This window comes from Cytophagaceae bacterium ABcell3, assembly GCA_030913385.1.
Classification (GTDB): Bacteria; Bacteroidota; Bacteroidia; order Cytophagales; family Cytophagaceae; genus ABcell3.
The window spans coordinates 1,469,764-1,495,288 of the sequence record CP133159.1 but is presented as its reverse complement, the minus strand read 5'-3'; the positions used below and the strand labels follow the sequence as shown (position 1 = coordinate 1,495,288).

At 38.6% G+C, this 25,525-nt stretch carries 21 protein-coding genes; 7 read left to right on the top strand and 14 right to left on the bottom strand.

The window, feature by feature from the left end:
• Positions 1 to 6 precede the first annotated feature (6 nt).
• Entirely contained in the window at positions 7 to 1,089 is a 1,083-nt protein-coding gene (gene aroC / locus RCC89_06240; GenBank protein WMJ72764.1) for a chorismate synthase, read from the bottom strand.
• Between the two features lie 582 nt (positions 1,090 to 1,671).
• Between aroC and RCC89_06235 the strand changes: the two genes are divergently transcribed.
• Positions 1,672 to 1,857, top strand: a complete 186-nt coding sequence (locus RCC89_06235; protein ID WMJ72763.1) for a hypothetical protein — start codon at positions 1,672 to 1,674, stop codon at positions 1,855 to 1,857.
• A 9-nt stretch (positions 1,858 to 1,866) separates the two neighbouring features.
• On the opposite strand, the gene queG is transcribed toward RCC89_06235, so the two are convergent.
• Both queG and ruvB read right to left on the bottom strand, forming a co-directional pair.
• Positions 1,867 to 2,796, bottom strand: coding sequence for a tRNA epoxyqueuosine(34) reductase QueG (gene queG / locus RCC89_06230; protein ID WMJ72762.1), 930 nt, complete (start codon positions 2,794 to 2,796; stop codon positions 1,867 to 1,869).
• A 426-nt stretch (positions 2,797 to 3,222) separates the two neighbouring features.
• On the bottom strand, positions 3,223 to 4,251 hold the full coding sequence (ruvB, locus tag RCC89_06225) for a Holliday junction branch migration DNA helicase RuvB (GenBank protein ID WMJ72761.1): 1,029 nt from the start codon (positions 4,249 to 4,251) through the stop codon (positions 3,223 to 3,225).
• 120 nt (positions 4,252 to 4,371) lie between these two features.
• On the opposite strand from ruvB, the gene RCC89_06220 reads away from it, so the two are divergent.
• From RCC89_06220 to RCC89_06210, 3 genes are all read left to right on the top strand, one after another.
• A complete protein-coding gene (locus RCC89_06220) occupies positions 4,372 to 5,112 on the top strand; it encodes a class I SAM-dependent methyltransferase (GenBank protein WMJ72760.1) in 741 nt (246 codons plus the stop codon).
• Between the two features lie 12 nt (positions 5,113 to 5,124).
• Positions 5,125 to 5,868 (top strand): ZIP family metal transporter, encoded by a 744-nt coding sequence (locus RCC89_06215; GenBank protein WMJ72759.1) that lies wholly within the window; start codon positions 5,125 to 5,127, stop codon positions 5,866 to 5,868.
• A 172-nt stretch (positions 5,869 to 6,040) separates the two neighbouring features.
• On the top strand, positions 6,041 to 6,832 hold the full coding sequence (locus RCC89_06210) for a hypothetical protein (GenBank protein WMJ72758.1): 792 nt from the start codon (positions 6,041 to 6,043) through the stop codon (positions 6,830 to 6,832).
• Positions 6,833 to 6,882: 50 nt separating this feature from the next.
• Here the strand turns inward: RCC89_06210 and RCC89_06205 are convergent, their stop codons facing one another.
• The 6 genes from RCC89_06205 to RCC89_06180 all read right to left on the bottom strand — a co-directional run bounded on the left by RCC89_06205 (position 6,883) and on the right by RCC89_06180 (position 14,316).
• Positions 6,883 to 7,422 carry a hypothetical protein gene (locus tag RCC89_06205; GenBank protein ID WMJ72757.1) on the bottom strand — a complete coding sequence of 180 codons (540 nt, stop codon included), beginning with the start codon at positions 7,420 to 7,422 and terminating at the stop codon, positions 6,883 to 6,885.
• 282 nt (positions 7,423 to 7,704) lie between these two features.
• On the bottom strand, positions 7,705 to 8,154 hold the full coding sequence (yiaA, locus tag RCC89_06200; protein WMJ72756.1) for an inner membrane protein YiaA: 450 nt from the start codon (positions 8,152 to 8,154) through the stop codon (positions 7,705 to 7,707).
• Positions 8,155 to 8,387: 233 nt separating this feature from the next.
• Complete coding sequence (locus RCC89_06195; GenBank protein ID WMJ72755.1) at positions 8,388 to 10,178, bottom strand: LysM peptidoglycan-binding domain-containing protein; 1,791 nt, start codon at positions 10,176 to 10,178, stop codon at positions 8,388 to 8,390.
• 31 nt (positions 10,179 to 10,209) lie between these two features.
• Positions 10,210 to 11,520, bottom strand: a complete 1,311-nt coding sequence (rseP, locus tag RCC89_06190) for an RIP metalloprotease RseP (protein ID WMJ72754.1) — start codon at positions 11,518 to 11,520, stop codon at positions 10,210 to 10,212.
• Between the two features lie 22 nt (positions 11,521 to 11,542).
• On the bottom strand, positions 11,543 to 12,721 hold the full coding sequence (locus RCC89_06185; protein ID WMJ72753.1) for a 1-deoxy-D-xylulose-5-phosphate reductoisomerase: 1,179 nt from the start codon (positions 12,719 to 12,721) through the stop codon (positions 11,543 to 11,545).
• 98 nt (positions 12,722 to 12,819) lie between these two features.
• Complete coding sequence (locus RCC89_06180) at positions 12,820 to 14,316, bottom strand: GH3 auxin-responsive promoter family protein (protein ID WMJ72752.1); 1,497 nt, start codon at positions 14,314 to 14,316, stop codon at positions 12,820 to 12,822.
• Between the two features lie 161 nt (positions 14,317 to 14,477).
• On the opposite strand from RCC89_06180, the gene RCC89_06175 reads away from it, so the two are divergent.
• Complete coding sequence (locus RCC89_06175) at positions 14,478 to 15,905, top strand: trypsin-like peptidase domain-containing protein (GenBank protein ID WMJ72751.1); 1,428 nt, start codon at positions 14,478 to 14,480, stop codon at positions 15,903 to 15,905.
• A gap of 451 nt (positions 15,906 to 16,356) precedes the next feature.
• Here RCC89_06175 and dnaA read toward each other — a convergent pair whose 3' ends face one another.
• On the bottom strand, positions 16,357 to 17,778 hold the full coding sequence (gene dnaA / locus RCC89_06170) for a chromosomal replication initiator protein DnaA (GenBank protein ID WMJ72750.1): 1,422 nt from the start codon (positions 17,776 to 17,778) through the stop codon (positions 16,357 to 16,359).
• 333 nt (positions 17,779 to 18,111) lie between these two features.
• On the opposite strand from dnaA, the gene RCC89_06165 reads away from it, so the two are divergent.
• Both RCC89_06165 and scpA read left to right on the top strand, forming a co-directional pair.
• Positions 18,112 to 19,170, top strand: a complete 1,059-nt coding sequence (locus RCC89_06165; GenBank protein WMJ72749.1) for a methylmalonyl-CoA mutase family protein — start codon at positions 18,112 to 18,114, stop codon at positions 19,168 to 19,170.
• Positions 19,151 to 21,196, top strand: a complete 2,046-nt coding sequence (gene scpA, locus RCC89_06160) for a methylmalonyl-CoA mutase (GenBank protein WMJ72748.1) — start codon at positions 19,151 to 19,153, stop codon at positions 21,194 to 21,196. Before RCC89_06165 ends, scpA begins: the two co-directional genes overlap by 20 nt.
• 117 nt (positions 21,197 to 21,313) lie before the next feature.
• Here scpA and RCC89_06155 read toward each other — a convergent pair whose 3' ends face one another.
• From RCC89_06155 to RCC89_06140, 4 genes are all read right to left on the bottom strand, one after another.
• Positions 21,314 to 21,877, bottom strand: a complete 564-nt coding sequence (locus RCC89_06155) for a DUF502 domain-containing protein (GenBank protein ID WMJ72747.1) — start codon at positions 21,875 to 21,877, stop codon at positions 21,314 to 21,316.
• Between the two features lie 13 nt (positions 21,878 to 21,890).
• Positions 21,891 to 22,778, bottom strand: a complete 888-nt coding sequence (locus RCC89_06150) for a 4-hydroxy-3-methylbut-2-enyl diphosphate reductase (GenBank protein WMJ72746.1) — start codon at positions 22,776 to 22,778, stop codon at positions 21,891 to 21,893.
• A gap of 2 nt (positions 22,779 to 22,780) precedes the next feature.
• A complete protein-coding gene (gene cmk / locus RCC89_06145; protein ID WMJ72745.1) occupies positions 22,781 to 23,485 on the bottom strand; it encodes a (d)CMP kinase in 705 nt (234 codons plus the stop codon).
• A gap of 643 nt (positions 23,486 to 24,128) precedes the next feature.
• Positions 24,129 to 25,499, bottom strand: a complete 1,371-nt coding sequence (locus RCC89_06140; GenBank protein ID WMJ72744.1) for a pyridoxal-phosphate dependent enzyme — start codon at positions 25,497 to 25,499, stop codon at positions 24,129 to 24,131.
• Positions 25,500 to 25,525 lie beyond the last annotated feature (26 nt).

Below are 25,525 nucleotides of genomic sequence, written 5' to 3'. Positions count from 1 at the left end.
GCAAAATCAGCCGTTAACTTTTACTGCTTTGTTGCGAAGGTAAAAATCCGCTATGACCAAAGCAGCCATCGCTTCTACAATAGGTACGGCCCTAGGCACGACACAAGGATCATGGCGCCCTTTGCCTGAAACAGTCACCGTTTCACCGTTGATATTAACAGACTCCTGATCCATCATAAGCGTAGCGACTGGTTTGAACGCTACCCTAAAATAAATATCTTCACCGTTAGATATGCCTCCTTGTATACCTCCCGAATAATTAGTTTTAGTCTTTACTTTGCCTTCTTCCACATAAAAAGCATCATTATGCTGAGAACCATACATTTCCACACCATCAAACCCACTACCATATTCAAAGCCTTTAACCGCATTTATGCTCAACATAGCCTTCCCCAGTTCTGCATGCAACTTATCAAAAACCGGCTCCCCAAGGCCTACTGGCGCACCTTGTATAACACAAGAAACCACACCACCAACCGTGTCTCTGTTTTTCCTGGTTTCATCAACAAAAGCAATCATTTTTTCCGCTGTTTCAGGATCAGGGCAGCGAATTATGTTATTCTCTGTGGCAGAAAGGTCTAAAACTTTATAATCCTTTTCAAGCTTTACAGGGCCAGCTTGTGAAACATAGGCCTGAACATTTACACCTAGCGAAGCAAGCATTTTTTTAGCCACAGCACCAGCAGCGACCCTGGCAAGGGTTTCTCTGGCAGAGCTACGTCCTCCACCTCTATAGTCCCTTATACCATACTTTTCCTGATAGGTATAATCAGCGTGAGAAGGACGGTACCTGTCGGCAATGTGGGAGTAGTCTTTGCTACGTGCATCGGCATTGTACACCATCATGGCAATAGGAGTGCCTGTTGAGCGCCCCTCAAATACACCGGAAAGAATTTCTATTTCATCCCCCTCTTTACGCTGGGTGGTAATTTTTGATTGCCCAGGCTTCCTTCTGTCTAGCTCCTGCTGAATATATTCTGCATCAACCTCAATACCCGGGGGGCAACCGTCTAACAATACCCCTACTGCAGTTCCATGCGACTCGCCGAAAGTGCTTATTTTAAAAATCTTTCCGTATGTATTACTCATTTTTCAATAAACGCATTTACAACTATTAAGCAAAATAATAAAATTCTTGGTAGAAATTGAACACAATTTTATTTAATCTGATGCATTCAAGTATGTTTATCAAGCTCAGACAACTTCTTTGAACCTAGACATGCTTATCTGTAAAGACCCGAAACAACTACAAATCAACATCTTTTCAAATAAAACCAGCCCAAAACCGCTAAAAACATTAAAAAAACACAGCTGTTACAACAAAGCTTTGCTGATGCACCTAAAAAGTTGAAAAAAAAGTTAAACATTATCCCCCCTGAGCGTGTAATTGTATCAAGAGTATGAGTAACTGACGGCAAATAAAGCATGTAACTTTACCAAGAAAAAGTTGAACAATTATTAAAAAACAAACAAGCAGATTGTTGGCAATAAAAAGAAACCTTTCTCGTAATGTACATAAGGAATATAATCATTAACAGCAAGTAAAATATTGATTAAATAATCGTCAGCACTTGTATTGAATATAAATATTTAATAAATTTAGCTATCTGAAACGATGTAAGCTTATGCTGAAAATTTCAGAAATTTTTAAACAATTAAACCCTGTTTATTATGCTTGAATACCAAAAAATGATCCTTCAAAAGGTTAGCTTCGATCAGCACCTTTTTGAAAAGGAACTCAGAAAAAGCACCAGGGATCTTTTAAAAGAAGAACTCATTGAACTTAAAAAGTGGTGCTATGAAAATTTTGGTCAACAATTTCATCATGTACTGAAAAAATGCTTCAGAAACATGTAACTGCGCTTGTCACGTCTTATTAAAATTTACATTTCTTACGAAGCCGTTAAGCTTAGCCCGTTTAACGGCTGATTTTTTAAATACCTTTCCAAACACTTCCTGAGTCATCTCTTCCCAGTCTTCTTTTTTCATCGCTTCCAATTCAGGTGTTGGGTTAAACTCCGGAGTTTTATGTGGCTTGGCAAAACGGTTCCACGGGCAAACATCTTGGCATATATCGCACCCAAATACCCAGTTTTCAGTTTTCCCCTTAAACTCTACAGGTATATTCTCCTTGAGTTCGATGGTCAGATAAGAAATGCACTTACTACCGTCTACTACATAAGGCTCTACAATGGCATTAGTAGGACAAGCGTCTATACATTTAGTGCAAGTACCACAAAAGTCACCTACAGGGCCATCTTCTTCCAAATCCAGGTCTATAATAAGCTCAGCAATAAAGAAGAAACTGCCCATGTCACGGTTCAAGAGGTTGGAGTTTTTCCCTTGCCAACCTAGTCCACCTTTCCTTGCCCATGCCTTATCCATAACAGGTGCAGAGTCAACAAAGACCCGCCCTTCTATGTCACCGATCTCTTCTTTTAAGGCATTCATCATACTTTTCAGTTTATCTTTTATGATAAAGTGATAATCCTGTCCATAAGCGTATTTGGAAATTTTATATGAACTGTCAGGCAATTGTTTCTCAGGAAAGTAATTTAAAAGGAGAGAAACGACCGTTTTAGCACCTTCTACAAGTTTGGTTGGGTCTAAGCGTTTGTCAAAATGGTTCTCCATCCAAGCCATAGAACCATGCATATTTTGCTTAAGCCATTTTTCGAGTCGAGGAGCTTCTTCTTCAAGAAACCCAGCTTTGGATATACCACAGTAGTCAAACCCAAGCTCCTTGGCCTTTTGCTTCACTATGGCGGTATTTTTGGCTCTGGTTATAGAGGACATGCTTTTATAAATTATTTAATAGGGTTACCCTCTTAGATATCTTTATGTGTTATTAGCTTACTTAGGCTCGCTAAGTTACTTTTTGCCTCGCCGGCAGGGCCTTACTTTTTTTCTTAGACAAAAAAAGTAAGCAAAAAAGTCAAGGCCTGTGATGAAATTTGCTAAACTTTATAACCATTACGCTATCCCGATAGCTATCGGGATGAAACTCACCCTCCTTGCGTCGGGCTCAAACAGCAAATTTTTTGGCCGCTTCATGCTTATAAAGTTCTTAACGCAATTTCATCAATGGCCGCTTTATTTTCTAACAATGGCACATATCGCTATTTAATAAAAGCAGTTTAAAGCATTTTATCGTACAAAAAAACTTATTACTTCCTAGAGACTTAAATGGGCAATCCTATTATTTAAATTACACTACCGCAATCAGTCGAAAAGACTGCCTGATTGAGCAGGAGGTGAAACACCTAGGTGTGTATAAGCAGCTGGCGTAGCTTCCCGTCCACGAGCTGTCCGCTTAATGAAACCCTCCTTGATAAGAAATGGCTCATAGACCTCTTCAATAGTTTCCGCTTCTTCGGAGCAAGCAGTAGCAATGGTTGAAAGTCCAACAGGCCCTCCCTTAAATTTTTCTATAATCACCTGAAGAATTCTGTTATCCATTTCATCCAAGCCGTTTTGGTCAACATTGAGGGCATTCAAAGCCACTTTGGCGATATCGAGCGTAATAGTTCCGGTTCCTTTCACTTGAGCAAAATCACGTGTCCTGCGCAATAAATTATTGGCAATACGTGGCGTACCCCTACTCCTTCTTGCTATTTCGAAAGCAGCATTATCTTCAATAGGGCTTCCCAAAATTGCTGCTGACCTTTTAATGATCTTTGAAAGCAATTTTGAGTCATAATACTCAAGTCGCGAATTAATACCAAACCTGGCACGCAAAGGAGAAGTCAACAAACCTGCACGCGTAGTAGCCCCTATGAGGGTAAAAGGGCTCAAGCCAATTTGAATAGTTCTGGCATTAGGGCCGGAATCCAGCATGATATCAATCTTATAATCCTCCATGGCAGAATATAAATATTCTTCCACCACAGGATTGAGACGGTGTACCTCATCAATAAAAAGCACATCACCAGACTCGAGGTTGGTCAACAAACCTGCCAAATCTGAAGGTTTGTCCAAAACCGGCCCTGATGTTATTTTTAATGTAGCCCCAAGTTCATTGGCTATAATATGAGAAAGTGTAGTCTTTCCTAAGCCTGGAGGGCCGTGAAGCAACACGTGATCTAGAGCCTCACCTCTATTTTTGGCTGCCTGAACAAATATCTTCAGATTATCCATAATCTGAGGCTGACCTGTAAAGTCTGAAAAACTCAAAGGACGAAGCGCCTTTTCAATTTCTTTATCTGCTGAAGAAAGACCCTCGCCGTCTCCTTGTAAATAATCTTCTCTCAAAACCTGAATATTTTTTACTAATTTAAAACTATGCTTACTCTCTTCAAAACAAAATATCACCCATATGTAGAACGAAAGTCAAGATTCTAATGTAAATTTGTAAAGGCGAATTAGAGAAATATGCAAATTCAGGAAAAGGAATGGTTTACAGATTGGTTTAATTCACCATATTACCATATTCTATACAAGAACAGAGACAAAAAAGAAGCGGCACTATTTATAGACAACCTCTGCGGATACCTGCAACTAAAAAATGGGCAAAAAATACTAGATGTTGCGTGTGGCAAAGGAAGGCACAGTATTTATTTGAACGACAAAGGCTATGATGTAACAGGCATAGACCTTTCAGAAAAAAGTATCCGTCAGGCGCAAAAAGCTGAAAACAACTCGCTAAGGTTCAAAGTATGTGACATGCGTCAGCTAAATGCCAAAGAAGCGTATGATGTGGCACTGAACCTCTTTACCAGTTTTGGATATTTCGACAAGGAAGAGGACAACCTGACAACTATAAAAAACCTCTACCAGTCCCTTAAACCAGGGGGAAAGCTTGTCATAGACTTCATGAATGCCAGAAAAGTCATTGATTCTTTGGTTTCCGGTGAATGTAGAACGATCGAAAACATTGACTTCTGTATTTCAAGAAGGGTTGAAAATAATTTTATAATAAAAGAGATAAGTTTTTATGTAAATGAAAACAAGCACATTTATGAAGAAAGAGTGCAAGCCCTCTTTTATGAAGATTTCATCAAATATTTTAATTTTGTAGGCTTTTCTCCTGTGGCTATCTTTGGCGACTACAACTTGGGACCTTATGTCCCTACTAAGTCTGATAGAATGATCTGGGTGGTAGAAAAGAAATAAACCTGTGCTTTCATGCTTTTCAATGTAACTATACTTTTCCTAACGGCCCTGCTAGCGGGAATGGCTGTATTCTTCATTCCCCGTTTTGACCAGAGCCGGTTCAAGGTAGCCCTTTCCTTTAGTGGCGCATATCTCTTTTCAATCACGGTCATTCACATTATTCCAGAACTGTTTCAAGAAGCACCGGATATCAGGCATGCGGGCATATTCGTTTTGGTTGGTTTCTTCATGCAAATGATTCTTGAGTTTTTCACCACCGGAGTAGAACATGGCCACCTGCACCACCACAACCATGCCCCAGGACATACAGCACATGTCCCTTATGCTATTTTTGCGTCTTTGTTCGTACACGCTTTTCTAGAAGGCACTTTACTGGTACACCCTTCGCACAACCATGGCCACGACGATGGCAACACACTACTCTATGGTTTGGTTATACATAAAATTCCAGAGGCTTTTGCCTTAATGTTTGTGCTTCTTTTTAGACTCAGAAGCAAGACAAAAGCATTTGTACTATTGGTGCTTTTTGCACTGGCGTCACCTGCAGGCTTGTTGGTCAGCGATGTTTTGCACCACGGCAATTTTATTTCTGAAAATGTCTTCATCATGCTTTTTGCCATAGTAGCGGGCAATTTTCTATATATCTCCACTACTATATTCTTTGAGAATAGCCCGGAGCATAAGTTTAAGGCAAGCAAGCTTTCTGTATCATTACTAGGTGCCGCCATGGCCATACTGGCAGAGTATATGTTGTAAGCCAATTTTCCTTGTACCTTTTCACAATCAGAAGCAATCGTACAAATTACACTTGCTTGGTTTGGCCAAGTTATGATTACTGAACAAAAACTACCTTCTAAAGTATAAGCAAATACATTAGTAGAATTTTTGTATATTTCTGAAGAAAAACAAACTGAAAACACCAACCTTTATGAGACATTTGATATTAGCCCTGACCTGTAGCCTTGTGTGGCTCACCTCCTGTCATATGGAAGCAACGACGAAATTTTATGCTGACAGAACTGGCAGTGCAGAAGTATATATCAGTTTGGATGACCATTTGGCGAGCCAAATGAAAAATGAAGGAGATTCAGAAGCCCCTACTTATAACGGCACAAAAGTAAAAGACCTTCCCAGAGACTGGACCTCTCTTTATGATATGGCCCTAGCCCAAAATGACAGTGCTGCATTGTTGGACAAAGACACTGTAGAGCTGATGAAGCTGATCCAAGTAAAATTCGACATCCGCAATGAGAAGTTCAGAGGTTATGGTTTCAGGATTGACAGAGCTTCTGAAAAAGAATTTATAGATTTCGCAAAAACTATAGAATCATTTCACCCTGCTGCGTCAGTGGACAAAGAAAAAACTGAAATGTCAACGCAGGCGTTGAAGGTAAGCTGGGATGGCCAAAAATTAATCATTCCATTGGGAAGTCAATTAGATGATCCACAAGACAATGAAAACACAAAAAAAGTAAACGATGAGCCTGATCCTGCCTATGACATGATCAAGACAATGTTTGAAGATGCCAATTGTTCTATTACCTATAGGTACGCCTTTGAAAATAAAATTAAGAAAATTAAAGGAGAACATGACTTTTTCAGAAAAGTAGACGACCATACGGTAGAATTTAAACTAGACTTTATGCAACTGATGGAAATGTCTGAAAAAGGCCAGACCTTAAAAAAGAAAGACGAGGTCGTAACGGTATTTGTAAAATAAGAAGCCCAAGCTCTAAAAAAGCGGAAGAATAAGGGTTCTTCCGCTTTTTGCTATAAAGCCTTTCCTACTGCTTCTTTAAGCTCATTCAGCTTCATTTTACTACGTCCTTTAATATTCAACTCTTTAGCCTTAATATACCAGTCAGCTTTTTTCACTTTATGCCCTTTCTCTGAATAACCAGCTTCCTTAAATGCTTTCTTTACAGCTGGTGTCCATGGTACTTTTTGTGTACCTTCCCGAGAAGCCTCTTCCTTCATTCTGTTAACCTTTTCTTTTTCTCTGTCAGGAAGTTTTTTCCAGACTTTTTGGGGCAGGTACCTACGAGTTTTACCATTTTTTCTGGCCCGTGGAGCGTCGTCAATAGTTTGCCAATCTTGATCCGTCCATTCTATTAAAGAAGCGGCTTCCTCTTTATTATTATCTTTGCGATATCCCCCTCCTGCTTTTTCATACTCTTTTACCAATAATTGGCTTTTTCTGGCAGACCACTGACCTTTTTTACCGCCTTTCCCTGATTTCTTTATTTCTTCTTTTAACCTTTCCCTTAACCCAGGGTCAGTGTATTTCTCTTCATAATCTTTTCTGCTCATGGATATTTATTTTTAAATAAAAGCTTGATTGAAGAAATATTGTTTTTCACTGTAACAGGAGCAGACTAAACCACTATTCTCCAAAAATAAAAGCACAAATAGAAAAAGCAGGCTTACGGGCCTGCTTTATTTTATCCAGACTTACTGGTCTGGAATTGATCCTAAACTAATTCTCCACACTTTATCCGTCCCATCATTGCCACAAACTTTCCATTTTCCTTCAATCCAACAGCTCTTTAATGTGGCCTTCTATAATATTAACCACAGTAAGACAAAAAAAGTTTACTTGACATCAGAATCTATAATTTCCGGTTTATGAGGCGACTTAAAATCACCCCGATCTCTCTTAGATAGCTGTTGACTGTCCCGGGTATTTTTTTGTACCGCAATGGCTCCAAACAATGCCAGCAAAAAAGAGAATGCATAGAACCCTTTTTCGCTAGGGAGCAATTCGGCTTTCCATAAACCGACTGTAAGCAGCAAGATGGCCAAAATGGTAGAGAACCAGCTAATACCATAGTAAATGTCAGTCACAGGGATTCCCTCCAGCCTGTCCCTAACAGTTTTTTGTACAGACACCACAGCAAACAAACCGTACATAAGTACAGTAAAATAATAGCCTTTCTCATTAAGGGGCATTTCTGCATTGTAAAGACCGATTAAGTAACCAATCATACCAGCTCCAAGCGCTATCCAAGAGGTGGCAATAAAAGCATTAGATGGTTTTTGCATATTTTAAATTTTAAATTAAAAAAACTAGAGACAAAAGGCTTTTAAAACATTAAAACATAGATATAAAAAGCCAAACTAAACAAAAAGTACTATTAACACAAATAAAAGATTTACACAATACTGCTTAACACCGCAAATATCCAAGTGTTTCAAACTTCTACAAAAAATGGCTTAAAGCAAAAAAAGGAATGTCCTTTAGACACTCCTTTTTTCTCATAAAAGAGAATTAATTTCTATGGAGGAGGTAACTCTTTAATAATCCTATTAGCAATTTTTTCTACATTATCACTTACCACATCATAAATATAATTAGAGTTTGAATGATAATAGGTTCTAAATTTATTACCCGCAACTTGATTTCCTTCTTCATCAAATATTGAAAAGTGGGTAATAAAAACTCTTTCATAGTTTTGCGTAGCCCTATCTAAGCAGTTCTCATAGTTGGTCTTTACTTCAAATTGATTTATAAACACATAATAATCTACACTGTACTTATAATTAAAGTAAGAGAAAAATTCAGGATTCTTAACGATTACCCCAAAATATTTACCGTTGTCTTTTGCTTTGATAGCTTTTTGCGAACCTTCTGAGGCATTTCCGGAAATCTTTTCTTTTTGACGGCTAAACCATGCTTTGGCAGATTCTTTAATAGTAGCTTTCTTCACCTCTCCTTCTTCTGGCTCCTCTTCTTCATAATTTGGGTTATATAAAATTTCCTGATAGTTATAAGTTACTGAAGAGTAAATTTTATTGATATCGCTCAAAGAGTCTTTAGCTCTGCCTCCCAGCAAATGAATAGTTTCATAGCCTGGAGCCCTCAACATAGCATTTAGCCTTCTTCGAAAGACTTGCCTTACTTTAGTACTAGAGATATTAGACCTTTCTGCAAATTCCGCATCTGCATCAGAAAAATATAAATAAGGATCAAAAGGAATAACAAGCACCTGCTTCATCTCAGGGTCAAAAGGATACTGCTCATCGGAAAAACTTTGCGAAGGAGATGTAGCCTTTTCTAAACTTTCGCCTTTTTCTTCAGCCACCAACTCTTCCTTTTTCACCGACTTTTCTTTAAGGTCTTCCTCTTTTATAGCCTCTTTCTCTTCGACACTACCTTCATTCTTAACAAGTACTTCTTCACTACTTTCCTCTTCTACCGTAGCTTTCTTCTTTTCCACCAGTCCCTGTTCTGCTTTTTCTGCTTTTGCCGGAACTTCCTTGGCTGGTTGCTCTTCTTTTACAACTTTTTCATCTTTTGGTTGATCCGTACTTAAAGAGCGTTCATCTTTTTCTGGCGAACCTTCTTTTACAACCCGCTCTTCTTCATCCTGCTCTTTGCTAGTTTCTTTATTTTTCTCTTCAATTAAGACAAGATTGCCAACTTGAGGTCCCTTGCTAGCTTTTTCGGCATGAGTAACTTTCTCATCATCTTCTTCGACCTTTTCTCCACTTTCCTTGTTCTTTTCTCTAACAACTTCTTCTCCTTTTACTTCTACTTTTTTATCATCCTTTTCTTTTACATCCTTAATTTGTTTTTCCGTCACCTCTTCATTTTGTTCTTCAGACGCTTTAGCCAAGGTTTCTCCTTTATCGTCTTTTTTCTTATATCCCACTACGATTTTTTGACCTACTTTCAAATCAACACTATTCAGCTTCATGAGATCCCCTACTGGCACATCATACTTTCGGGACAAAGAGTAGAGTGTTTCACCCTTTTCCACAACATGGTAAATTTTATCCTTATCCTCTTTGTTTTTCTTGGCTAAGTCTGGATTATAAGGGATAAGAATTTCTTGACCAACTTTCAACCCATCTACCAACTCCGGGTTAATTTCCATTAGGTCAGAAATCTGCACACCATATTTAGTAGAAAGTCCATAAATAGTTTCTCCAGGCATGACACGATACCTAATATGAACTTTCCCTTCTACTTTAGAAACTCCTATTGAATCTTCGGCACAATCAAATGCCTGGGCATTGAAAATTGATGCAAAAACCAACAGTAAAAAAACTGTAATTTTTCTCATACTAGAAAACATATTATTATCTATGGCTTAATCATGTAAAAATCTTAATAATGTCATTACCAAAGGCAAACACCATTAGAGATAAAAGAATCACCATTCCAACTTTTTGTGCATTTTCTAAGAATTTATCAGAAGGCTTACGTCCAGCTACCATCTCATAAAGCAAAAACACAACATGTCCACCATCCAGCGCTGGTATAGGCAAGAAGTTCATGAATGCCAAAACCATAGAAAGCAGTCCTGTTAGAATCCAGAATTTTTGCCAGATCCATTGTCCGCCAAACTCTCTTGCAATACCAATAGGCCCACTGATAGATTGGCTGGCACCGATTTCACCTCTAAAGATTTTACTGAAACCTCTTACTGTATTGGTTATTACAGCAAATGCATCATGCGTACCTTTAGGAATAGCCTCTCCCAAACTATAATACTGGGTTTCTTTTTCAAGAAGGTCTCTAGGGACAAAACCTATTCTACCATTTTCATCGACTTTAACAGAAAGGGTTTGCTTCTCATCATTTCTTACGACATCTACTTCAACTTCCTTAGAAGCATAATCACCTAAAACAGCCTGTAATTCATGGAAATAATTAATTTCATGCTCGCCAACCCGCACAATTTGATCACCTTCCTGCAAACCTGCCTGATCTGCTGGGGTACCATCCACCACCCTTCCTACATCGAAAGGATACATAGGCATAATAAATTGGTCTTTACGATCTGAAAGCCTTCCAACAAAATCGTCAGGGATTTCTACATGAACCGTATCACCATTTCGAAGCACGGTATAATAGCTTCCAGAAGTCAACAGCACATCAGCGCTAAGCACTTCAGGGAACCTTTGGTATTCACGGCCATTCACCTTTATGATGCGGTCACCGGTTTGCAAGCCTATTTCTTGGGCCAGGTCAAGAGCCACAATCCCTCTTTTATTAACCTCTTCAGCTGTGAGATACTCTTCACCATAGTAATAAGTGACCATAATGAAGATGAATATACCAGTAATGATATTGACAATAATCCCGCCCATCATGACAATAAGTCGCTGCCATGCAGGCTTTGCCCTAAACTCATGCGGCTCTGGCTCAGAAGACATTTTATCTGTATCCAGAGATTCGTCAATCATGCCAGATATTTTCACAAAACCACCCAAAGGAACAGCTCCTATAGAGTATTCGGTTTCGCCATATTTGAATCCAAAAATTTTAGGAGGAAAACCAATTGAAAATTTTTCCACCCTCATTCCAAAGGCTTTAGCAGCGAACATATGTCCTGCTTCATGAACCCCCACCAAAATAGACAAGGCCAATAAAAGCTGACCCGCCATAATAAGTGCTTCCATATAATGCTTTTAACTATTAAAATTAAACCTTAAACCGCATTTCAGCAGCCAGTTTCCTTGCATCACAATCACTTTCGATATAATCTTCAAGCTTTGGATCTGCTACGAAACTAATTTTTGACATACAATCTGAAATCATTTCAGGAATTTCATTAAAACTGATTTTTCCCTGAAGGAAATCGCTAACAGCAATTTCGTTGGCAGCATTCAAAACACAGGGCATATTACCTCCTTTTTCCATGGCTTCATAGGCCAATGACAAACATTTGAAAGTATCCAGATCGGGAGCTTCAAATGTGAGTGAAGGGTAGTCCACAAAGTTGAACCTAGGGAAATCTGATTTTACTCTTGACGGGTAACTAAAAGCATATTGAATAGGCAATTTCATATCAGGCAGTCCCATTTGTGCCTTTATAGACCCATCTTCAAACTGAACCATGGAGTGTATAATAGACTGTGGGTGCACGATAACTTCAATTTGCTCATTTTGCAGTCCAAATAACCACTTAGCCTCAATTACCTCCAGCCCTTTGTTCATTAAAGTAGCGGAATCTATAGTAATTTTGGATCCCATACTCCAGTTGGGGTGACATAGCGCCTGATCTATGCTTACATCTTTCAAGAAATCTTTATTCTTTCCTCGAAATGGTCCTCCAGATGCTGTTAGAATTATTTTTTCTATTGGATTATGAAACTCACCCGCTAGGCATTGAAATATTGCTGAATGTTCAGAGTCAACAGGATAAAGATTTACTCCTTTTTCTCTGGCCAATCTAGTGACCAAAGCCCCTGCAACAACCAATGTTTCTTTATTGGCCAATGCGATATGTTTTCCGGCACCAATAGCCCTCAACACAGGTTTTAGTCCTGCATATCCAACCATAGCGGCCAAAACCATATTGATGCATTCCATTTCCACCACCGACAAAATAGCTCGCTCTCCTGCATAAACTTTGATACCCAACGGGTCCAAAGCTCCAAAAACCTTGTCATAGTGGGCTTCATTCCCAATAACAACAGTGTTAGGTCGAAATTCTACAGCCTGCTGTATCAACAAATCTGCATTGTTATTAGCAGTTAGAACTTCTGCTTGGAACTTATCTTTATGCGTTCTTATAACATCAAGAGCTTGGGTACCAATAGATCCGGTAGATCCAAGAATTGCAATACGCTTCAAGCCAATTTTCTCCTCGGCAGACATCAAAAATTAATAATAACAGTAAATAAGAAACATATAATAAACCTTAACAATTCCCATAAACAGGAAATTGTTTAAATTCATCCTCCTAAAATAAGGAATTAAACGCGAAACTTTGTCAAAGCATCAGCTATTTTTCTATTATCAGAAAGTCTAGGGACTTTGTTTTGCCCGCCCAACTTTCCTATAGATTTCATATATTCCACAAAAGCACCTTTTTTAAGGGGGGTTAGCTTTAAAGGCCTTAAGATGCTTCCCGTAATTAAATCATCATAATAAGTGTTCAACGCTACCATGGCCTTATCTAGCTCGGAGGCAAAAGCACCCATATCTTCTGGGTGATTAGCAAATTCGACCATCCATTCATGATGAGGGAGGCCTTCTGCAGGAGTTACCTGAGGGGCAACTGTAAACTCCACCACATCAGTTCCAGGGAACATCTCCAATACTTTTTTCATTGCTTTTTCCACTTCCTCACCAATCACATGCTCTCCAAATGCAGAAATAAAATGCTTTATCCTGCCAGTTACGACAACCCGATAAGGGTCGGTAGACACAAACTTAACCGTGTCGCCCAGTGAATAGCCCCATAAACCGGCATTAGTATTTAAAATAACAGCGTAGTTCACACCAGTTTTCACCTCTCCAATGCTCAACCGTGTAGGGTTGTCATTAAAATACTCGTCTGCAGGAATAAATTCATAAAATATTCCACTATTCAACAACAGCAACAAACCTTCTTCTTTCTGAGAATCTTGAAAGGCAATAAAGCCCTCTGAAGCCGGATAAGTCTCAATAGAATCAATCCTTTTGCCTATTGACTCAAACAATTTAGCTTTATATGGCTCAAAGTTTACACCTCCATAAACAAAAACGGAAAATTCAGGAAAAACATCCTTGATTTTCTTGCCTGTCCTTTCAATTATTTTATCAAAATACATTTGCACCCATGGCGGTATACCTGAAATCAGGCTCATCCGTGCATTGAGGGTTTCGTCAATAATTTTATCAAGCTTTTCCTCCCAATCTTCTATGCAATTGGTTTCATAAGAAGGCTTCTGATTGCTCCTTAAGTATTCTGGCACATGGTGGTTGACAATGCCAGAAAGGCGCCCAACATATATGCCATTTTTTTTATGCATTTCAGGACTCCCAGAAAGAAATATCAAGTTTTTATCAAGAAAAGCAGATTTTCCTGTTTCATGTATATAATTCAACAAAGCATCTCTGGCAGCATTGATATGATAAGGAATGGACTCTTTTGTAATAGGGATATACTTAACTCCAGAAGTAGTACCTGAGGTTTTGGCAAAGTACTTAGGCTTTCCTTTCCATAATACATCCTTTTCGCCTTCAACCACTCTGTTCACATAAGGCGAAAGCCCTTCGTAATCACGGATCGGGACATTTCGTTTAAAATCTTCATGATTTCTTATTGAGCTAAAATCATGATCTCTACCAAATGCAGTATTGCCCCCACCTTTTAAGAGGTACTGCAAAACCTTTTCCTGAGTTTCCACAGGAGAAGCCGTCCATTTTCTCTGCTTTTTCACAACAAAAGCAGCAAAAGGTTTACTTAAAAAAGATCTTATACCCATAATTATAGCAAAGATAATGATAAAAACATTAGAGAAAATTGTTTTAGTTATATCTTCAGTAAAAGAAGTCCAATTTTCAGAATACCAAAAAATTTTTTATCCCGTTAAATTTGCATACTTTTTGCTTATAGACAATCCTAAACCTCAAATATTTTTCTCTCATGAAAAGCCTATTAAAAATTCTACTTATATCTTTGGTTGCAGGGTCAACCGGCGCATATATCTATAGCAAGTTCAGCCCCCAAATACAAGAGGTTATATACTATCAAAGCCCTGATTCAAGCCTCAACACCTTAAGGTTTGCCAGCGACAAAAAAATGACGGAAATAAATCAAGATTTTGTTTCCGCTTCATCTTTAAGCACTCCTTCGGTAGTTTTTATAAAAACCGCTTCCATGCAGCAAAGCCAAATGAGCATGTTCGACTGGTTTTTCGGAGGTGGTAACCAAAGGGTTTCCGGCTCTGGTTCTGGGGTAATATACACCCACGATGGATACATAATCACGAACAACCATGTTATAGACAAGGCCGATGACATAGAAGTGATCCATAACAAAAGAACCTATGCCGCAGAAGTAATAGGCAGAGACCCTTCTTCAGATTTGGCAATATTAAAAATTGACGCCGAAGATCTTCCAGCTGTAAAGTTAGGACACTCACATAAAGTAAATATCGGAGAATGGGTGTTGGCAGTAGGCAACCCGTTTAACCTCACCTCAACAGTAACCGCAGGTATAGTAAGTGCCAAAGGACGTAATATAAATGTAGTAAGCAGCCAGTTTCCAATTGAGTCTTTTATTCAAACAGACGCGGCTATCAACCCCGGCAATAGTGGAGGGGCATTGATCAATTTGCAGGGAGAGCTTATTGGAATCAACACAGCCATTCTATCAAAAACAGGTTCATATACAGGGTATGGTTTTGCAGTCCCTTCTGATATCGTAAAAAAAGTAGCTAAAGATTTAATTAAATATGGAGAGCTTCAAAAAGCTTTCTTTGGTGCCAATGTCAGTGACTTGAATTTTGAACTGGTGCAAGAGCTTGACTTAAAAGTAAAAACTTTCGACGGTGTGTTGGTTGACGTCATTCAACAAAGCGGCGCCGCACAAATCGCTGGTTTGAAAAAAGGAGACATCATTATAAAACTAGACGAGGTTGATATCCTTCACAAGAGCAACTTTGATGAGTTTTTGGCTTGCTCATCTCCTGGCGATGAAGTTAAGGTAACTTATATCAGAGGCGGAAAAATAAAAGAAGGGGTTGTTACACTTACCAACAGAGAAGGAACCACCGATATCCTCAAAAGAGAAATTTTCACAGCGGAATCACTAGGTGTTGACTTAGAGGCCATTTCGAAAGTAGAAAGAGACAAAATGGGCATAGAGGGTGGTGTGAGAATAGTAAGAGTAAAAGGCGGGTTAATCAGGAGGTTAGGCATTAACGAAGGTTTCACAATTATTTCCATCAATAAAAACCCAGTAACAACCCCTCAGCAGGTAGAAGAGTATTTAAGCAATGCCAGAGGAAGGGTTATCATTGAAGGCATTACGACAAATGGAGTAAGAGGGCACTATTCATATATCTTCTAACAAGACAGCTTTTCAGTAAAAAAAGGGTTTATTTTAAAATAGTAAGACCTTTTTTAATGAAACCTGAAACATGCGAGAACTATCCATCATGCAGCGATAACTTTAAACCAGCAGCTTCGCTCATATTAACACCTTAAAATATAGTGCTGCTTTTTTTGCAACCCAAAAGTACTGATTCATGGTCATTTTGCTCATTATGACGAAATCTATCGCATAATTCAGGTTAAAGCAACACATACAGGTTCTCCTTAATATTATGGACAATGAGCTTTTTTAAAGACAAGGCACGAAATGCTTTTGGAAAATGAATTATGGAACAACGACAATGAAAGGAAAAAACAGACAAACTTTTACGCCAAGACCTTAGTGTGCTAATAAAAAAAATCCATTTTACCATATCGTAACTGGTATAGTAAAATGGATTTTCACCAAATACACATTAAAACAGACTTTATACTGAAGACTTAAGCTTAAGGCGTTTAGTCAGTTCCTGCATGGTAGCATTAAACTTTTTATCAGTATCCATCATATCATTAACTGCCGAAATGGCATGAATAACAGTACTATGGTCTCTGTTTCCAAAATGGTACCCAATGGTCTTAAGTGACATATTGGTATAATTTTTTGAAAAATACATAGACACCTGTCGAGCGATGACAATTTCTCTTTTTCTTGTTTTAGCTTTTAATGAATCTACCGGAACATTAAAGTATTCAGCTACAAACTTTTGAATAAAGTCGATACTAACTTCACACTCTATTTCCTGAACAATGTTCTTTAAAGTATGCTTAGCAAGCTCAAGGTCTATTTCTTTCTTCGTCAACGACGACTGTGCAATTAGAGAAATGAGCACACCTTCCAGTTCACGAATATTAGTATCTATACTATAAGCTAAGTATTCCAACACATCGTCAGAAATCACAATTCCTTCGTGCTCTAGCTTTTTCTGAATAATAGCAATACGAGTTTCAAAATCAGGCTGCTGCATATCTGCAGACAATCCCCATTTAAAACGAGAAAGTAGACGTTCCTCCATACCTTTGAGGTCTTTAGGAGGCCTGTCACTTGTCATTATAATCTGCTTACCGGACTGATGTAGGTGGTTAAAAATCTGGAAGAAGGTTTCTTGTGTTTTTTCCTTACCGGCCATAAACTGTACATCGTCTATGATCAGCACATCTACACTCAGGTAAAAGTTATAAAAGTTCTGAAAAGTATGGCTCTTTATTGCCTCTATATATTGGTTCGAGAATTTCTCTGATGCTACAAAGTGCACCGACTTTTCAGGGAACCTACAGTTTACTTCATTGGCAATAGCTTGAACAAGGTGCGTCTTGCCCAATCCGGTACCACCATATATCATCAGTGGGTTAAAAGAAGTAATACCAGGTTTGTTCGCAATGGCATAACCAGCTGATCTGGCCAGTCTGTTGCAGTCCCCTTCTATAAAAGTATCAAAAGTATACTTTGGGTTTAGAGGAATGCCAAAAAGATCAATATTCCTATGATCGGCCGAAGGCTTAGGTGGAGCTGCTTGACGCGCTGCCGCTGCAGAAGCTGCCGGCCCTGAAGTTGGCATATTAATGGTATAAGGCTTAAATTTTTCATTGCCTTTGTCCATTATAATAGAATATTCTAATCTACCTTGAGGTCCTAACTCCAGGTCAATTGCTTTTCGTAATACATTAACGTAGTGCTCCTCTAACCACTCATAAAAAAAATGATTAGGAACCTGAATCGTTAGTACTTCATTTTGTAGTCGAACGGGCACAATAGGCTCAAACCACGTCTTAAACGTTTGTTCACCTATGGTTTCCCTAATAAAACGGAGACAGTTATTCCAAACTGCTTTACAGTCTTTTACTACGTACATAAGAATTCAATTATGATAAAAAATCCCACCCTTTTCTTTAGGGGGAAACAAATTTGTCAAAAAAATATTTAACAAAAAAATCAGAAAAGACTTGATTTTTTGATAACCTCTCAGGCTCTTGAATAATCAAATGTTAAATAAAAAAAATATTCAAAAAATCATATAAATTCTTTAAATTTTAAAAATGCAAAACTTGAGATATTTAATGGACAAAAAATTAAAAATTGTACTATTTCAACACACATAATATTATTTTTTTTGAATTCAAGTAAAAAAAATTATTTTTTTCCATTAGAATCTTAGACCTTATAGCTTTAACCCGTATATATTAGTATGAAAGATTTTTCAGACATATTTCCAGACCCATCCTATGAACAGTGGCTAAAGAGCGCTGAAAAAGAAACAGGCAAAAAAGTAAATGCTTGGGAACCATATCAAGCAATAAAACTCTTGCCTTTGTATATAAAGAAACAAACACCTTATTCATTTCACCTACCTAGCAAGAACAAAAAGTTCATAATCAGAGAAAACCAAGTCCAAACCATAGAGCAAGCCAAACAGGCTATGGAACTAGGTGCGGAAGGGGTAATGATTGACGAACGCAGCCCTGACATATCAAACATAGTCAACTATTGCACGTCCAAAGCCTCTATTCATATTAAGGCAGGGCAAACTGCTTCAGCCATATTAGCTCAGCCCGAGGGAAGGTTACTGATCACTAACACCGGCTCTTTTATATATAACCTAGCACAAGAAAATACAGAAGATATGGCCAAAGACTTTGCTAGCAACATAAGTTTTGCCAAAGATACGCCTTTTCGGCTGTTAGAAATAAGATATACAGCCACCGCCAACGAAGAACAAGATCCTGCGGAAGAGCTCGCCATATTGCTGCATGAGGCAATGGAAATAATTTACAAGCTCCAACAGAAAAACATTGCTACTGATATAATTTTAAAGCACCTGTCTTTTTCCGTAAGCCTTAGCAATAAGTTTTTTCTATCATTGGCTAAAATAAGGGCATTGCTATACCTGTGGAAAGAGATCTCTCAGCAATACAGCAGTAACCCGACCACAGTGCCTATCCATGGTTATACAACAAGAATAAAAGGCACGGCTGAACAACATTACATATTGCTCAGTAATACTATTCAAGTCATGAGCGGTATTGCCGGAGGCTGCGATTCTGTAGAAATAGAAAAGTTAGAAAAGCATGAAAACATTAGCGACTACAACAGGAACATCGGGCACCTGCTCCACCATGAAGCGTTTTTCAATAAACAACCTGACCCTGGTGCAGGCTCGTATTATATAGAACAAGCGACTAAAGCAATTTTTGAAAAAGCATTAAAAATCATGAAGGAGAAGAAAAATGCGTCCAGACTTAAGTAAAATAAAGTATCCTGCCCAAAAGCAAACCAAAGCCCTTTTCGATGCTTCTGCTGGGCAACCTCCGTTTCTTCGCGGCCCATATGCTAGCATGTATACAGGAAGGCCATGGACGATCAGGCAATATGCAGGGTATTCAACAGCAGAAGAGTCGAATGCATTTTACCATAGAAATTTAAAGGCAGGCCAAAAAGGTCTCTCCGTCGCGTTTGACCTTGCAACGCACAGAGGTTATGATTCTGACCACCCAAGGGTAACTGGCGATGTAGGAAAAGCAGGTGTGGCCATTGATACAGTAGAGGACATGAAAATACTTTTTAAAGGAATTCCTCTAGATCAAATATCTGTATCTATGACCATGAATGGTGCCGTCATACCAATTCTGGCTTTTTATATAGTTGCAGCCGAGGAGCAAGGTGTTTCCCCCGACCAACTAAGCGGAACCATACAAAACGATATTTTAAAAGAGTTTATGGTTCGAAATACGTATATCTACCCTCCTGCCCCATCGATGCGCGTTATAGCTGACATTTTTAGATACACTTCTAAGAATATGCCAAAGTATAATTCCATCAGCATAAGCGGCTATCATATGCACGAAGCAGGAGCCACGGCGGAGATAGAATTGGCCTATACACTTGCAGATGGCCTGGAATATGTACGCACAGGTCTAGAGGCAGGAATTGTCATTGATGATTTTGCTCCAAGGCTGTCGTTTTTCTGGGGTATTGGCATGAACTTCTTTGCAGAAATAGCCAAAATGCGGGCTGGAAGAATGTTATGGGCTGGCTTAATGAAGCAGTTTAGCCCTAAAAAAGAGAAGTCGTTGATACTACGCACACACTGTCAGACCTCTGGCTGGAGCCTTACCGCCCAAGACCCTTACAACAACGTTATACGGACTTGTATAGAGGCCTTAGCGGCTGTCCATGGCCACACTCAGTCTTTACATACCAATGCATTAGACGAAGCATTGGCATTGCCGACAGACTTTTCAGCAAAAATAGCCAGAGATACCCAACTATTTCTGCAAAAAGAAACGGGAATATGCCAAGCAATCGACCCTTGGGGAGGCTCTTGGCAGGTAGAAAGTTTAACCCAGGAGCTATGTCAAAAAGCAACAAGTTTAATCAATGAGGTCGAGCAAATAGGAGGAATGACTAAGGCTATTGAACAGGGATTACCCAAAATGAGAATTGAAGAAGCTGCGGCCATTAAGCAGGCTCGTATTGATTCCGGCAAAGATGTCATCATCGGCTTAAATAAATACAAGCTTCCAGAATCACAGCAAATAGATCTTTTGAATATCGACAATAACGAAGTGCTGCAAAAGCAGTTAATTAAATTAAAGGAGGTAAAAGAAAACAGAAATAGCGAAGAAGTAGATGCGGTTCTGGAAAAGGTCTACAGATGTGCAGAAAGTGGCCAGGGCAACTTATTGGAAATAGCTATTGAAGCAGCCAGAAAAAGGGCCACATTAGGAGAAATATCAGAAGCAATGGAAAAGTCTTTTGGAAGATATAAAGCAACCGTAAACCCTGTATCTGGCGTTTATTTGCGTGAGTCTTCAACACAGGAAAATGTAATAGAAGCCAGGAAACTCTCTGAAGAGTTCATAAAACTGGACGGCAGAAGGCCAAGGATATTAGTAGCAAAAATGGGACAAGATGGCCATGACCGAGGGGCAAGGATTATTGCTTCTGCTTTTGCGGACCTTGGGTTTGACGTGGACATTGCTCCGCTATTCCAAACACCTCAAGAGGTTGCGATGCAAGCCATAGACAATGATGTGCATGTAATTGGCATCTCTAGTTTGGCCGCAGGACATAAAACCCTTATCCCTGCTTTGATAAAGGAGCTAAAAGATGCTGACTCAGAACATATACTTGTCATAGCAGGTGGCGTAATTCCGCCAGATGATTATGATTTTCTATACAAAAATGGGGTAACAGAAGTATTTGGCCCTGGAACCGTAATACCAGATGCAGCTGTCAAACTTCTTAAGAAGCTTTCGGAATTGTATAGCTAAAAATAACGAACCCTTAACCTGGATTAGTGATACTATGGTTAAAAACCAAATGCGAGCGAAGGTCTGATTTGAAAATATTTTGCCACGCAATAGAAAGTTCGAATGCACATTTCAGGTTTAATAATTCAACCCAGAGACACCACCCGAGACTATAAACTTCATCACCTCGGAACTTTGTGCATCTAGCAAGATAATATGCTCTTTGGGAACAATAGTTAAGTTACCTGAAATATTATAGGAGTGTGGGAAATAAACAGCAACCTTATCTTCTAGCTTTAATCGTTTTAAATCTGTTTGAGTGAGAAATCCCAACCGACAAATATCAAAATCTTTATTAATCCTGACAAGAACGGGTATATTGAATTTTTTCTTTTCACCCACAAAAGCACCCGTAAAATCCTTTACTGAGGAATATATGAGGTTAATGACAGGTACTTTATATAAATAATTTTCGACAACAATGAAAGCAGGCTTGGCTATAAGTGTAGAGGCCAAATAACCAATAAAAGTAATTAGCCCAAGTATCAAGACCAATCCCATACCTGGGTAAAGTTCTACATCAAATATTTTGGGGATCAAGCTATCTAACCAAGAAATAGCTGCATAAATGATAAAAATGGTTATACTAACAGGTATAACAAAAAGTAAACCCTGTAAAAAATATTTCAGGAATTTCGGCATAAAACAAAATAACTTAAACGGCTTCCATATTTAACATCAACTTTTCAATATGATCGGCAACTTTCTGCATAAGCCACATAGGAGTAGAAGTAGCCCCACATATACCAACAGAGTCCCCTGGTTCAAACCATTCGGCGTTTATTTCAGTTTCATTTTCCACAAAAAAACTTCTTTCATTAATATTTTTACAAACACCAAACAATGCTTTCCCATTACTGCTTTTCTTCCCGCTAACAAACACAATGATGTCATGTTTCGTTGAAAACTCCTGAAGCTGAGGCTCTCTATTCGAAACTTGACGGCATATACTATCATTATATACAAAAGCTGGCTTTTCAGAATCGTTACCTAGTCTTTCTGCAATTTTATCCTTGATAGCATAGAAACCTTTGGTACTTTTAGTTGTCTGGCTATACAAAGTAACAGGCTTGGAAAAGTCAATCTTATCAAGATCCTCCTCAGAAGTAACAATAATAGCTTTGTTGCGCGTTTGTCCGGCAAGCCCTACCACTTCTGCATGTCCTTGCTGTCCATAGATAACAATTTGCCCTTCTACATCCTGCATTTTGTCCCAAGAAGACTTAACTCTGTTTTGCAGTTTCAAAACTACTGGGCATGAGGCATCAATAAGTTCAATATTATTATCAAGTGCTAATTGATAAGTCTCAGGCGGTTCTCCATGAGCTCGTATCAATACTTTGCAATCTTTTAGGTTCTTTAGTTCCTCACGATCTATTATTCTCAACCCTTGTTCCTTAAGCCTTTTAACCTCCATACTGTTATGGACAATATCGCCCAGGCAATATAAGGCTCCCCCATTCCGCATTTCGTCTTCAGCCATTTGAATGGCAAATTCAACACCAAAACAGTATCCAGAGTTTTTATCTATAGCTATATTCATTTTCAAGGTGTTAACAAACGAGTATAATCCTCAATAATTTTCCCTGTAGCGAGATTAAGAATATAATCAACCTGCTCGTCTATGGTCATAAAAGTAGTGTCTAGAATAAAAGCGTCATCTGCTTTTTTCAAAGGACCTTCTTGACGTGTAGTGTCCATGTGGTCCCTTCTGGCAAGGTTACTTTTGATCACATCAAGATCTACCACCTGCTCTTGATCAAAAAGTTCTTGCTGTCTTCTCCAAGCCCTGACATTGATGTCTGCTACCATGAACATTTTCAGTTCTGCCTCTGGGAAAACAGCTGTACCAATGTCACGGCCATCCATTACCATCCCCCCTTTTTTCCCAATCTTCTTTTGCTGCGCAACCATAAAATGCCGAACATCAGCAATAGCACTTACCTCGCTCACCTTTTCAGTAATATACATTTTACGTATTTCATCTTCCACATTCAACCCGTTTAGGTAAGTTTCATTACGCTCTTGTTTGGTATTATACTTAAACGTAATTTGAATTTCACCGAGGGCTTTTGCTATATCCTTAGGATTGGTTAGGTTGATATAATTTTGATGGAAATATAGTGTTGCAGCTCTATACATAGCACCGGTATCAATATAACTATATCCCAACCTTGAGGCAACGATACGAGCTGTAGTACTTTTCCCACATGCAGAATAACCATCCAGTGCTATGATAATCTTTTTCATATTACCAAATATACTATTTTTCCGACAGAATATTAAACAAGGCTACATTTTTACCAGAAAACCGAGAGGCGTAACTTGTAAATCAATTTTACCAAACCCAAGGCTAGCAGTCTTTCATTGGGCAAGGCATTGGCCCTTTCTTAGGTTGCTGCTTTCCTTTTTTAGACTTATGATGTGGCGCTCGTGTACATGACTCCAAACTAACAAGAGAAACAGAAAGGAACACTACGATTAAAACACATATTTTTCTCATTGACTTAATTATTAATTATAAACCAATTTTTCTATTATCTAAAGTTCCAAGCATCGGAACGAAAAATACTCTTACTGATGTATTCATTTGACCTTTATATCCGACCAACTACTATTTTTAAAAGAGCCTTGTGCACATTTAATACCAACTGAATCACAATGCCATCAGCTATGAACGTTTCTATTTCTCAATATACAAATATTTTCTTTTTTTAGTACAAATAAGTTTTGCTGTGCATCCCCCACTAACCACTAATATGCAACAGGGTTTATAAATTTCCAGGGAACTTCAGTTCATTGTTAAAAAAATTAGTACAGGAAATACCTTGGCAGTTCTAAAATAAAAAAGCGCTAAAAATAATTTTAAGCGCTTTTTTAATCGAAATAAATATTAATTATTAATTGCCATGAGCAAGTCTGCCTGAGTGATAATGTAAACTTTATTGTCCGTATCTCTTACCAAAAGCGCTGAGTTGTCTTTGGTAATCAATGAAGATAATACATCTAACGTATTGTCAAGCCCAACAAAAGTAAAAGGCTTGTCCATAATCTCACTAACAGGCTTCTCTCGTAAAGAGGGGTTTTCGATGAGCTGCTTTAACACTTTAGAGTCTATTAAGCTCCCTACGATATTCTCTCCATCCATAACAGGTATTTGCGAAATGCCAGCATCGCTCATTTTTTTGATAGCATCGCCTGTGGTGTCGTCGGATTTAATGGTTATAAGGTTTCCGTTTCGCTTTTTATATTCTATAATTTGTTTGGCCGTAGCAAATTTGCCTGTCTCGATAAAACCATGGCTCTTCATCCAATTGTCGTTATAAACCTTCGCAAGATACCTGGTACCATGGTCAGGCAAAATAATGACCATCACGTCATCTTTCTGAAGATTTTCTCTGGCATACTCTAAAGCGCCATAGACAGCAGATCCTGCCGACCAACCTACAAAAAGTCCTTCTTCCCTGGCCAACCTACGGGTCATAACCGCCCCATCTTTATCTGTAACTTTAACAAAAGTATCAATTAAGTCAAAGTTGACATTCTTAGGAAGTATGTCCTCGCCTATCCCCTCTGTGCTATAAGGGTACACTTCATTTTCATCAAAAATTCCAGTTTCTTTATACTTCTTAAATACAGAGCCATAAGTATCAATACCCACAGATACTATTGAAGAATTTTGCTGCTTCAGGTAACCTGACACACCGCACATAGTACCTCCAGTACCCACACCGGCTGCGAAATGTGTTATTTTTCCCTCGGTATCCCTCCATATTTCAGGCCCTGTAGTTTCGAAATGAGCGGCCGTATTGCTCAAGTTGTCGTATTGATTAGGGTAAAAGGAGTTAGGGATATCCCTATTTAATTTGGCCGCCATTGAATAATAAGAACGGGGATCAGAAGGTGCTACATTGGTCGGGCATACAATTACTTCAGCACCTAATGCACGTAGTACGTCTATTTTTTCCTGCGATTGCTTATCGGTAGTTGTAAATATACACTTATAGCCTTTGGAAATAGCTGCCAACGCAAGTCCCATTCCTGTATTACCAGAAGTCCCTTCAATAATAGTCCCTCCCGGTTTTAAGATACCAGCTTGTTCAGCATCTTCAATCATCTTTAAGGCCATTCTGTCTTTTACAGAGTTACCTGGATTGAAGTATTCAACCTTTACCAATACCGTACCCTTCACCCCTGCTACAACTTTATTCAGTTTTATAAGTGGGGTATTTCCAATAGTCTCTATTATAGAATTATAAATCATAAAATAACATGTGTGGATAACAAATC